This window comes from Aquimarina mycalae, from assembly GCF_029906345.1.
Taxonomy (GTDB): domain Bacteria; phylum Bacteroidota; class Bacteroidia; order Flavobacteriales; family Flavobacteriaceae; genus Aquimarina.
In genome coordinates this window covers 209,269-222,144 of the sequence record NZ_JARYGY010000009.1, presented here as the reverse complement: position 1 = coordinate 222,144, position 12,876 = coordinate 209,269, and the positions used below count along the sequence as shown (strand labels likewise).

Annotated in this window: 5 protein-coding genes and 1 tRNA gene; 3 read left to right on the top strand and 3 right to left on the bottom strand. The window is 34.4% G+C overall.

From position 1 onward, the window contains the following. Nucleotides 1-78: 78 nt before the first annotated feature. The 3 genes from QBK95_RS20545 to QBK95_RS20535 all read right to left on the bottom strand — a co-directional run bounded on the left by QBK95_RS20545 (nt 79) and on the right by QBK95_RS20535 (nt 2,467). The gene (locus QBK95_RS20545) at nt 79-1,317 is read right to left on the bottom strand and encodes an AAA family ATPase (protein ID WP_280936429.1); all 1,239 of its coding nucleotides are present in this window, start codon (nt 1,315-1,317) and stop codon (nt 79-81) included. 463 nt (nt 1,318-1,780) lie between these two features. Further along, a tRNA-Leu gene (locus QBK95_RS20540) sits at nt 1,781-1,862 on the bottom strand. A 107-nt stretch (nt 1,863-1,969) separates the two neighbouring features. Next, on the bottom strand, nt 1,970-2,467 hold the full coding sequence (locus QBK95_RS20535; RefSeq protein WP_280936428.1) for a hypothetical protein: 498 nt from the start codon (nt 2,465-2,467) through the stop codon (nt 1,970-1,972). An 81-nt stretch (nt 2,468-2,548) separates the two neighbouring features. Here QBK95_RS20535 and QBK95_RS20530 point away from each other — a divergent pair, with 81 nt between their 5' ends. From QBK95_RS20530 to QBK95_RS20520, 3 genes are all read left to right on the top strand, one after another. Continuing rightward, entirely contained in the window at nt 2,549-3,940 is a 1,392-nt protein-coding gene (locus QBK95_RS20530) for a dipeptidase (protein WP_280936427.1), read from the top strand. 215 nt (nt 3,941-4,155) lie between these two features. Then, complete coding sequence (locus QBK95_RS20525) at nt 4,156-7,707, top strand: M43 family zinc metalloprotease (protein ID WP_280936426.1); 3,552 nt, start codon at nt 4,156-4,158, stop codon at nt 7,705-7,707. Between the two features lie 248 nt (nt 7,708-7,955). Next, nucleotides 7,956-12,863 carry a M43 family zinc metalloprotease gene (locus QBK95_RS20520; protein WP_280936425.1) on the top strand — a complete coding sequence of 1,636 codons (4,908 nt, stop codon included), beginning with the start codon at nt 7,956-7,958 and terminating at the stop codon, nt 12,861-12,863. The last annotated feature ends 13 nt before the right edge of the window (nt 12,864-12,876 follow it).

Sequence of the window (12,876 nt, the reverse complement as noted above, 5' to 3'; positions counted from 1 at the left end):
TATTTAATACACGCTCTTTTTAGGGGTGGGTCAATTTAAACAGGAATACCCAGGTCACTTTAAATAGGATTCAATGGGTCACTTTCGCAGGATTAAGTGGGTCAGTTTGGCAAGAATTTCCATCTTTATGTCTGAATCAAGTAACTGGATTTTATTACTATTTGGTTCTTTTTGTTCCTCTATTTTTATTTTTCTTGCTATTAAGGTTTTGATTTCTGACTCTAAAGTCTGAACATAATTTATTGAGTTACTTGTGTCATCTTTATGTTTTCTGTTCGAAACTTTTTCTTCGCATACAGGACAATTTCCATTATCCATTTTTTCAAGAATTTTAGATTTAATATTAGGTTTTAATCTACTATCACAATAAGCACATATTCCATAATTTCTCATTTTATGTATTGTGTTCAAAACTTTTTTATCGGAATAAACTGTTTCGTAGAAGGTTTGTTCCATACTAAGGATTTCTTCACTTTTTATTTCAATATCAAAGTTGATTTTTTCTATATTTTGCTTTAATCCCGAAAAGACTTTCAGTGTTTCTTTATATTGCTCTAATTTTTTCTTCTTTTGTGTGTTTTTCTTTTCTAGAGTTTTGTGGAGAGTACTTATTTTTTCCAACACCTTTTCTCGGTTATCAGTATATTTATCTTTATTTCTTAAATCCTGTATTTCATCAATTCTTTTGTTATATGCTTGAATATCGGTGTCTCTTTTTCTATTGATTTCAGATGTTAATTTGGAAAGTTCTAAGGATTTTTCCTCATATACCTTTTTAAACCCAACAGGGTTGATTAGTAACTGTAATAGTTTAGACTGATCCCTGAAATTCCATAATAAATAATTACCCTCTTCTTCTCGGATTAAAAACTTCTCAAGTATGAAAGCTAAATCTGATATACTTAGTTTTGATAATTTAACAAGATCATCTTCGTATAAGTTGATATCTTTCTCTTTTCCATCTAAGGAATAAAATGATTTATTGTCCAAGTAAAGTTTGCGTCTTATTAGAAATAAATGCTCTTTTATCTTGAAACTTATTTCAATCTCTGCATCTTCTGAGTTTTTATTGTCACTTCTAGATGAAAAATAGTCGTTATCTATCTTGAATTCTGAACTGTCAATATTAGCCGTGTAACCAACTATGGCATAGATTATAAGGCTAGTTGAAGTAGTTTTTCCTAACCCATTTGCTCCTATAAACACATTAGTTCCTTTGCTAAATTTATATTTCCAATCCTTTTTAAACAGGGAATAATTAGACACCTTAATCTTCGAAAGAGAAGGTATATTAATGTAATGGTCTTGATGAATCATATGTTTTAAAACAGCTTAATCGAAGTTTAATATAGCGGGGTAAGGGTATAAACTTACATAAAAATAGTTATGAAATAAAGAAGTGTTAAGTAGTAAATGTAAATTTATGTAAAAACCATAATTAAACTACGTTTAAGTAGTTTAATTTAATTATAAAGTGGGGAATTATACATTTTAAAGCTGAGTCTTATCATTTTTGCGAAAGGCTAAATATATAAGATATTATTTAATAGGAATTGAATTTTCATTAAGAATAAAATTTCCTTTAAGAGTAATTTTTAGGTTAACCAGAATATTTGTATAAATGTAGAATTCTTCCTCTTTAGATTAACAAGAATATTTGCATAAACACAACAATTGGTCTTGATCCACAACAATTGAGATTGATTCAGTAAAAAAGTATGACCTATGTATGACCCTTAAACAAAAAAGCCGAGACATACATCTCGGCTTTCTTAAGCTGTGCGGGCGGGGAGACTCGAACTCCCACACCTCGCGGCACTAGATCCTAAGTCTAGCGTGTCTACCAATTCCACCACGCCCGCATTAAAACTTTTACAAAACTTAGGACTATCCGTAAAAGCGAGTGCAAATATACATAATAAGTGTAAAACTCAAAGAACTTACTTTATTTTTTTATAAAAAATGTAATTTATGTTCGCAGCCATTTTTTCATCTTAGGAAATTGTAATGTTTCTGTGTCGGTATATGTTAGTCCCATCCATTGTAATAAAGGCAATCCTATAAAGTTCTGACTACGATATTGATCAAGAATCCACTCACTTTCTCCTTTGTATCCTTCCTTATGAAATACTATTTCTGGAGAAAGCCCCATATCCATAATTGCAGCATAGGACCATAACATGGCAACTAGTTCTTCACCACTTTTGGATTCATTATTTTCAATCACGTTATTCTGTAAATGCATTCTTTCCTCTGGACGAGAAACTGCAATGTGTCCTGCTTCATGTAGGATATCTCCAGGATGTACAAGTTTGTCTGGATCTACCAATAACACACCTTTATCAATTTTTATTCCTGGTAAAAAAGTCTCCGTATTTATTTTAGAAAACTGAGTAGGAATTGGTAACAATTCTAAGAAACTAAAAATTTTTTGTATGATATCTTCTTGTTGGTAATTTCCAGCCATTATGATCACGATCTTAGTTGATAGGATAAAGATTAAATTACTTCATTTTTACTACTTTTAGGCAAAAATTAACTCAATCCAATGCAAAATACTAAATCCTATGTTCAGGAACATAAAGATCGTTTTATTAACGAGCTTATAGAACTCCTTAAAATACCATCTATTAGTGCAGATTCTGCCTACGAAAAAGATGTAATTAAAACTGCAGATGAAATTAAAAAAAGCTTGGAGCATGCAGGTTGTGATCATGTAGAAATATGTGAAACTCCAGGATATCCTATTGTATACGGAGAAAAAATTCTAGATGCTGATCTGCCAACAGTCTTAGTATATGGTCATTATGATGTACAACCACCAGATCCGATAGACTTATGGGATAGTCCTCCTTTTGAACCTATTATCAAAAAAACTGAATTACATCCAGATGGAGCTATTTTTGCCAGAGGTTCTTGTGATGATAAAGGACAAATGTACATGCACGTAAAAGCGTTGGAATTTATGACAACAACAAACCAGCTTCCTTGCAATGTGAAGTTTATGATCGAAGGAGAGGAAGAAGTAGGAAGTAATAGCTTAAGTTGGTTTGTAGAAAGAAATCAAGACAAGCTGGCTAATGATGTAATCTTAATTAGTGATACTGGCATGATTGCAAAGGATGTTCCTTCAATCACAACGGGACTTAGAGGATTAAGTTATGTAGAAGTAGAAGTTACGGGTCCCAACAGGGATTTGCATAGTGGATTGTATGGAGGTGCTGTTGCAAACCCAATTAATATCCTAACTAAAATGATAGCTTCATTGCACGATGAAAATAATCATATTACGATTCCAGGTTTTTATGATAAGGTAGAAGAACTTTCTAAAGAAGAACGTGCAGAAATGGCTAAAGCACCATTTTCTTTAGATGCATATAAAAAATCATTAGATATCGATGCTGTATATGGAGAAGAAGGATATACAACTAATGAGCGTAATTCAATTCGCCCCACGCTAGATATAAACGGAATTTGGGGTGGATATACTGGAGAAGGAGCTAAAACTGTAATTGCTAGTAAAGCCTATGCAAAAATTTCTATGCGCTTGGTACCAAATCAAGATTGGAAAGAAATTACAGAATTGTTCAAGAACCATTTCGAAAGTATTGCTCCAGATGCGGTTACTGTAAAAGTAACACCTCATCATGGAGGACAAGGTTATGTAACTCCAATAGATAATATAGGATATAAAGCCGCAAGTATGGCATATCAGGATACATTTGGTAAAACTCCTATTCCACAACGAAGTGGAGGAAGTATTCCTATTGTTTCACTATTCGAAAAAGAACTGAAAAGTAAGACCATATTAATGGGGTTTGGATTGGATAGCGATGCAATCCATTCGCCCAATGAACATTTTGGTATTTTTAATTATCTAAGAGGTATAGAAACGATTCCTTTGTTCTATAAGTATTTTAAGGAATTACACACAAAGTAATCTTTAGTACAAAATATAATTTTTATAAAACTGCTTGGTTCTTAGAATCAGGCAGTTTTTTTATGCTTTTAAGTGAGAAGTTGGATTAGATCATCACAATTTATTAAAAAACAGCAAATTAGATATTATAGTATAACATCTAGGTAGTATACTATTCAAGAAAAACCTTCGATAGTTTTAATTTTCAGATAACTAAAACACAAATTCAACTAGTTATGAAAACAAAAACTTTTTTTTTAACGGTTTTATCGTTTTGTTATGTCACGTTTCTTTCAGGTCAAGTAGGAGAAATTGACGCTATACGATGTAAAACAAACGACGCTAATCAATATGTTTTTTCTAATGATCCTAAGTCCAAGGTAGAGTTTGAAAAATTCAATGAATTCTCAAGAAATTATGTTCAAAGCAAAGTGTTTTCTCAAAAGGCAGGAGAGACATATGTGATTCCTGTAGTATTTCATGTATATGGAGAAGTCCAACATGGAAAAACGATAACATATCAAAAAATAAAAACAGCAATAGATGTTTTAAATAAAGATTTTAATGGGCTAAATGATGATTGGAATACTGTAGATCCTATTTTTGATGGACGAAAAGCTACATTAAGTATCCGATTTGCATTAGCAAAAATAGACCCCAATGGAGGCAGTACCAATGGAGTTATTTTTCATCCTGAAGCTTCTGGAATGGGTAATTACAGCAGCCCTATAGTTGCTAGAGATGGTTGGGATAACTATAAGTACATGAATGTATACATCACAGGAGATTTATATGGAGATGGAGTATCTAATAATTCTGGAGTAGCTTGGTATCCAAATACAACCATGTCCAATCAGGATATTGCGAGAGTTGTTTATAATGGGCAATATTTACACGGAAATACGGATAAAGAATTTGCGTCAGTATTAACTCATGAATTTGGACATTGGTTAAATCTTATTCACACATTTGAAGGAGGTTGTAATGATGCAAATGGAGACTATGTTAGCGATACTCCCAAAGAAGATACTAACTCTGGAGATGATGGTTGCGTAGTGGGAGCAAGCGATTGTGGTAATCTTATTAATTATGAAAATTATATGGGATACGATTCTACCAGAGGTTGTGCTAAGATGTATACAAGAGGTCAGGTAGATAGAATGTTGGCAGCATTAGAGCATCCTACAAGAAGACCACTTTGGCAATCAGGCAATTTGGCCGCTACTGGAGTGGATGAAAATGGAGCTTCTCTAGTAGTATCAAATACGATAGTAGAAGAAGCATTATCCAATGATGGAACAGTATTTAGTGATACCAATGAAATAACAATTACAGAAGGTAGTTTTGCCTTAAGTTCAGGGACTATGACAGAGGGAACGCACTTTACCTCAAACTTACCACAAGGATATAATGTCTCTATAACCGTATTGAATAATACAAAACTGAGAGTTCGTTTTACTGGTAGAACCAACAATCATGCAGAAATTAATAACACGATAGGAACGATAACTTTCAGGAATGCTGCAATTTCAGCGGGTACTGGAACATTGGTTTCCGATAAGGTTTCCTATCAATTTACGTTTTATGACCCATATAAAATTATATATGTAGATAATACTGATCTTACAGTAAACTCAGGAAATGTCTGGGAGCCTTTTACTATCATTGGAGAAAATAGATACGGAGTCTTTTTTGAAAATAATGAATTAAAATTAGAAACGTATACACAGGCATTAGTTTGCCAATCTAATACAAGAAATGTGACACCTTTACCTCAGGATGCTGTAATATCTTCTACAAGCAATTGGGTGAATGGAGGAGATTACCCAGATCTACACGTAGTAAGAAGTTCTGGCCATAGATTGTGGGATGGTCAAACTGCTTATATAGGATTTCAAATGGAATTATATCCAGGAAAAACCAATTATGGTTGGTTTAGAGTTCGTGTAAACGCTAATGGTAGTGAAGAAACATTATTAGATTATGCGTATAGTACAGAGCCTTTTGGTTCCATCAAAGCAGGAAGTAAAGTATATGATGGCGGCGGAGGTACGGATCCAACCTGTGATGATGGTATACAGAATGGAGATGAAACAGGAATTGACTGTGGAGGTAGTTCTTGTCCCGCTTGCCCAATAGAAGTTGATGGTGGATCAGTATCTTCAGATGATGACAGAACCGATATTACAACGGTTACAGGAGATGGTCAGCCAGATGTTATAACATTTAAAAACACAAGTCAATCCGAAGCGAGTTATCGATATCTTATCACAGATGATATCGGTACTATCTTAGCAACAGAAATTACTTCTCACGATTTTGAAGGAGCAACAGCAGGAATTTGTAGAGTCTATGGAATTTCTTATGACGGCAATTTAAATGTTAGTGGAAAAAATATAGCAGACAGTGGATTAGCAACTGGCGTCTATGATATTTCAGGTAATTGGATTACAATTACCAGGATTGATGATAATACAGAGCCTAGTTGTAATGATGGAATACAGAATGGAGACGAGACAGGAATAGATTGCGGAGGTTCCTGCGAACCTTGCGCTACAGTAACATACTGTACCGCATCTACAACGCAAAACACACTGCACATTACCAATGTAAAATTCGGTGATATAGATAATACCACAACCCATACCCCATATTCTAATTATCCAAACCTCTCTACAAATCTTACAATAGGAGAACAAACGGCTTTAATCATTAAATTGAATAATGATCATTGGACATATAATGCTGTTGGAGTTTGGATTGATTGGAATAATAATGGAGATTTTACCGATTCAGGTGAAAGAGTATATGCTAGATACGCAGCAGGTCCATATACAGCTAATGTTGTGCCGCCAGCAGGAACAGTAACCAATGTTAACTTGAGAATGAGAGTACGAGTTGGTTATGGTTCTGAATCTAAAATCACTCCATGCGGTATAGACACTTATATTGGAGAAGTAGAAGATTATACTGTAAGGATTGATAATGTGGCGACCCCAACATGTACAGATGGTATTCAGAATGGTGATGAAACAGGTATTGACTGTGGTGGTTCATGTGCTCCTTGTAATACAAATGACGGAGTTATCTATGTTGATATTGCAGATGAAACAGTTAGTGCATCAGATACTTGGGGGTTTTTTAGGATCGAAACAGGAGATAATCGCGATTATGGAGCCTGGTATACAAATGGTTCGGTTCGTTTAGTAACCTATGATAAAGACATCGTTTGTAATGGAAATACTAATAATGTAGCCTTTATTGGAGAAAATGTTGGTATCGACGCGAACAGTAATTTTGTTGCAGAATCCCATAGTTATATTGTAAGCGAATCTTCATATACGGATTGGAATGGAAAAACTGGTTATATAGGGTTTACATTTAAAATTAATGGAAACACACACTATGGATGGTTTCATATCACTGTTGCGGCAGATGGATTATCGTATACCATATTGGATTATGCATACCAAACTCAGGCGAATACTATAATTTATACGTTGAGTAATAAAGGACTGGGAATCGATTATAATATAAGTAAAGAAGTAGCAGTAAAAGTATATCCTAATCCTTTTGAGGACAATTTTGAAATTGATACAAGACTTTTTGGAGAAGGTAAGCTAGTCATTGGTATCTATGATATACATGGAAAAGAAATAACAAGAAAAAAATATCAGAATAATCCAGAAAAAATAATGCTTGGAGAAGAATTCCCTTCTGCTGGGGTCTATTTTATAAAGATCAGCACATTGGATGATATTATGATCAAAAGAGTAATGAAGAAATAAGAATAATAGAAAATACTTCGTCAATTATAAAACCATCCTTTTTTAGGATGGTTTGTTTTTTTTAGTAAGGAAGATTTGTTAGTGGTTTTTTTAAGACATGCGGCTTTGTAATGTGCTTTTAATAAGGTAAAAGTGAAAATAGATAAAATAGTATTTGGTTTGGGTATCATGATACAGTTTTCGATGTAGGAGTATTCTTAATTTCACAAAAACTTAACAATTGAAAGAAAATTTAACACAAACATGCTATGAATTTAAGAATTAAAATAACTACGGTTTTACTACTAATTATGGCCATAGTACAAGCACAAGAAAGATCCTGTTTGACTTCTAAGGCAATGAAAACTTTTTTTAAAGAGAATCCAAAAGAATATCAAGAGTTTATGAAATTCAATGAATACTCTAAGGAGTATACAAGAAATTCTTTTGAAAAATCAGCGAATTTTGGAGAAATAATTATTCCTGTAGTTTTCCATGTATATGGAAGAACGCAAAATGGAACAACTGTTAGCGATGAAACAATCATTAATTCTTTACAAATGGTTAATGAGGATTTTCAAGGTTTAAATCCAGATTTTAATACAGTAGATCCGTTATTTGAATCCAGAAAGTCTACTACTAATATTGTTTTTAAATTAGCAAAAATTGACCCTAACGGAAATCCTACAACAGGAATCGTTGAACATGCCGTAGCTGCTGGGCAAGGATTAGTTGATAGTCCTATAGTATCTAGGGATGCTTGGGACAATTATAAATACATGAACGTATATATTGCAGCGGATATACTTGATAATGGAAAAGATTATAATTCAGGTATTGCATGGTATCCAAGTAAAAGAGATTCAGATTTAAAATTTGCAAGAGTAGTTTATAATGGACGATATCTCAAAGGAAATACAGATGATGAATTTGCATCATTATTAACTCATGAGTTTGGACATTGGCTAAACCTAATACATACTTTTGAAGGAGGATGTGCTAGTTTTAATCAAGATTTTGTTGAGGATACACCTCAGGAAGATGTTGCATCTGCAGATGACGAATGTGTTGTAGGAGCGACAGATTGTGGAGATTCGTTAATCAACTATGAGAACTACATGGGATACGATGCTTCTGGAGGATGTGCAAAAATGTTCACCAAAGGACAAACGGATAGAATGTACGCAGCTCTTAACCATTCAACACGTTTACCACTTTGGCAGAATGCTAATTTAATAGCTACTGGTGTTGGTGGAAGTTTAGAAGTTATACCTAGAATGAATGATGGTGTAACTTGGATAGAAAATGCAGGACAGATGACAGTGTGTCCAGGAACTAATATTAAAATTGGGATGCAGAATGTGGGAACTAGTAACGTTTCTATCATGAAGCCTGATGGTTTAGTTGACACAACGCCCGATGGAACTACTTTTTGGGATTTTAATAATGTACAGAAAAGTGATGAAGGAGTCTACTTAATAAGATATGCTGATGCTACTGGAAATATAGGTTTCGCTGCGGTTAATCTGTATGTAGGCTATAAAGTGCAGCCTTGGATACAAATAGATAATACTACTAATGATTATTCAAATCAGGACGAAATAATAGTTTGTGAAGGAGCGAATATAAGCATAACCACACAAACTAATTTACCAGAGGATGGTACCAGATCATTGATTTTACCTAATGGAAATTTACATACTGTACCTAGTAATAATGGAGTTTGGGCTTTTGATAATGTAACGGCTGCTAATGCTGGAACATATACAATAAGATATGAGAAATGTGGTATTACATATACTACAGAAGTAACGTTAATCATAGGAAAAGATATCGCAGCTTGGACTGCACTGAATAATGACTGGAAGAAACGATCTTTTGTAGAAGCTTGTATAGGAGATAAAGTGCATTTAGGAATGGGCAATGTAGGTTTAGAGAATGTTACGCTTACTGGACCAAATGGATTTTTTGATGACACTCCTGATGTAGCAACAGGATTCGAATTCGCGAGTATTACTGCTCAAGATTACGGTACATATACAATTACTTGGAACGATCCTGCAACCTGTGCTGGTTCTGCAAAGATTGAACTTAGGCCTAAGTATGAAGATATGGATAGCTGGGTAAGAGATAGTGCAGGTACTTGGAGTCAAAAAGAAACTTTATTTGCTTGCGTTGGAGATAATATAGGATTAGGAACCCATAATTCTTTTGGCCCTGAAGATATTAGAATAACGTACCCAGATGGGACTGTGAACACGAATCCTGATCCTGATTTTAAATCAGCATGGGTTTTTAATAACATACAGAAATCAGATGAGGGAATGTATAAAATAGAATACACAGGAAAAGGATGTTATTCTACTACTAATATTTTTCTTAAAGTTGGTGTTGAAGACTTAAATAACGCTATAGAATATCAGGTGAATAATAATGGTTATACAACGTCAGTTAATAACGCCGTATCAGTTGATGAAGGAGATAAGATTAGACTTAGATTCCCTGAGAACTCTTTTGAAGGAACGGTTAGCTGGATTGGTCCTGATGGTTTTACGGCAAATCGCAAAGAAGTTATAATTACGGATGTAGCAAGTACTGGTATACATGCAGGTATTTATACCGCTACCATTACTCATAATTATGATTGTAGTAGTGCAGGAAACTCAAGAATAGAAACAATAAACTTTGAAGTAAAATTCAATGGAGCAAGCAATACTTGTAGCGATGGCATACAAAATGGAGATGAAACTGGTGTGGATTGTGGTGGATCATCTTGTGCTCCTTGTGCAATTGCCGTTGATGGAGGAACAATTTCAACAAGTGATGATAAAACAGAAATTACTACGATAACAGGTGATGGAGTAGCAGATCTTATTACTTTTAAGAAAGTAAATCAATCAGAAGCAAGCTATGCTTACTTAATAACAGACGAAGCAGGTAAGATTTTAACTATAGAAACTATATCTCACGATTTTGAAGGAGCAGTTGCTGGAATATGTAAAGTATACGGTATTTCTTATAACGGAGACTTAATAGTAATAGGAAAGAATGTAGCAGATAGCGGATTAGCTTCAGTAAACTTTGAGATTTCTAGCAATTCGATCACTGTAACCAGGGAAGAAGTAGTAACTCCTACCTGTACCGATGGTATTCAGAACGGCGATGAAACAGGTGTCGATTGTGGAGGATCATCTTGTGAACCTTGTCAAACAGATGTAACATATTGTGAAGACAAATCGACTCGTACTTCTGGAGAATACATTAGTAATATTAGTGTAGGATCTATAAATAATAGTACTACTCGTTCTGCAAATGGATATGGAGATCATACTTCAGTATCTACAAATTTGGCACAAGGAAGCTCTGTAACAATATCAATTACTCCTAATTGGGGAGGAGCTGGTCCTTATAATGAGGCATATGGAGTGTGGATTGATTATAATCAGGATGGAGATTTTGCGGATGCGGGTGAACAAGTATTTACCAAAACACCTTCTCAGAATACACCAGTTACAGGTACTTTTACGATTCCGAATACAGCAAAAACAGGTGATACGAGAATGCGCGTTATAATGGAATATTTCAATAATACCACAAGTGTACCTGAAGTATGTAAAACAAATCATAATTATGGCGAAACAGAAGATTATACGGTAAATATAACAGGCAATTCAGGTTCTACTTGTACAGATGGAATCCAGAATGGAGATGAAACGGGTATAGATTGTGGAGGTTCGTCTTGTGAACCGTGTGTCGTAGAACCAACCTGTACCGATGGTATTCAGAATGGAGATGAAACAGGTGTCGATTGTGGAGGATCATCTTGTGAACCGTGTCAAACAGATGTAACATATTGCGAAGACAAATCAACGCGTACTTCTGGAGAATACATTAGTAATATTAGTGTAGGATCTATAAATAATAGTACTACTCGTTCTACAAATGGATATGGAGATCATACTTCAGCATCAACAAATTTGGCACAAGGAAGTTCTGTAACAATATCAATTACTCCTAATTGGGGAGGAGCTGGTCCTTATAATGAGGCATATGGAGTGTGGATTGATTATAACCAGGATGGAGATTTTGCGGATGCAGGTGAGCAAGTATTTATCAAAACATCTTCTCAGGATACTCCAGTTACGGGTACTTTTTCGATTCCGAATACTGCAAAAACAGGTGATACGAGAATGCGTGTTATAATGGAATATTTCAATAATACCACAAGTGTACCCGAAGTATGTAAAACAAATCATAATTATGGCGAAACAGAAGATTATACTGTAACTATAACAGGCAATTCAGTCCCTACTTGTACAGATGGAATCCAAAATGGAGATGAAACGGGTATAGATTGTGGAGGTTCGTCTTGTGAACCGTGTGCTGTGGAGCCTACGTGTACCGATGGTATCCAGAATGGGGATGAAACAGGTGTTGATTGTGGAGGATCTTCCTGTACTCCTTGTGCAACTAGTGGAACTGTTGTATATGTAGATATTGACGATAATACTACAAGTGCTACAAGCTCTTGGAACCCTTTCCAGATAGAAATAGGAGATGAAAGATATTTTGGCCCTTGGCTTTCTGGTAATACACTTAGGTTAGTGAATTATGGTAAAGATGTGGTTTGTGATGGTACTACTGATCAGGTTACTGTACTTGGAGAAGGAATAGAAATAGGTCCTTCCAGTAATTTTGTAGAAAACACCAATAGTTTTGTTATAAGCTCTTCTTCATATACGGATTGGAACGGTAAATCTGGTTATATAGGATTTACATTTAAAGTAAGTGGTGCGACTCATTATGGATGGTTTTATGCAACTGTATCTAGTGATGGCGCATCATTTACTATAACGGATTATGCGTATAATACTACTGCTGGACAAAGCTTGTTAACCCAAAGACCGTCTACAACTAAAAGCAATGATTTTAATCTTGATCTTAAAGTATATCCTAATCCATTCAAAGAAAGTTTTACTCTGGATGTATCTAAACTTAAAAAAGAAACATTCTCAATTACAATGTACAATATATTGGGGCAATCTATTTTTGAAAAAACATATACTAATAACCCAAGAACTGTTTCTTTCGGAAATGAAATAACAAACAATGGAACTTATTTTGTAAAAGTAAGATCGGCTAGTACAAATATCGTACTACCTGTTGTGAAGCAGTAATAAATAGCCATTA

Bases quoted from the DNA above. Each gene is read 5' to 3' on its own strand.
- QBK95_RS20525 (WP_280936426.1), top strand. From the start codon at position 4,156: ATGAAAACAAAAACTTTTTTTTTAACGGTTTTATCGTTTTGTTATGTC.
- QBK95_RS20530 (WP_280936427.1), top strand. From the start codon at position 2,549: ATGCAAAATACTAAATCCTATGTTCAGGAACATAAAGATCGTTTTATT.
- QBK95_RS20520 (WP_280936425.1), top strand. From the start codon at position 7,956: ATGAATTTAAGAATTAAAATAACTACGGTTTTACTACTAATTATGGCC.
- QBK95_RS20535 (WP_280936428.1), bottom strand. From the start codon at position 2,467: ATGGCTGGAAATTACCAACAAGAAGATATCATACAAAAAATTTTTAGT.
- QBK95_RS20545 (WP_280936429.1), bottom strand. From the start codon at position 1,317: ATGATTCATCAAGACCATTACATTAATATACCTTCTCTTTCGAAGATT.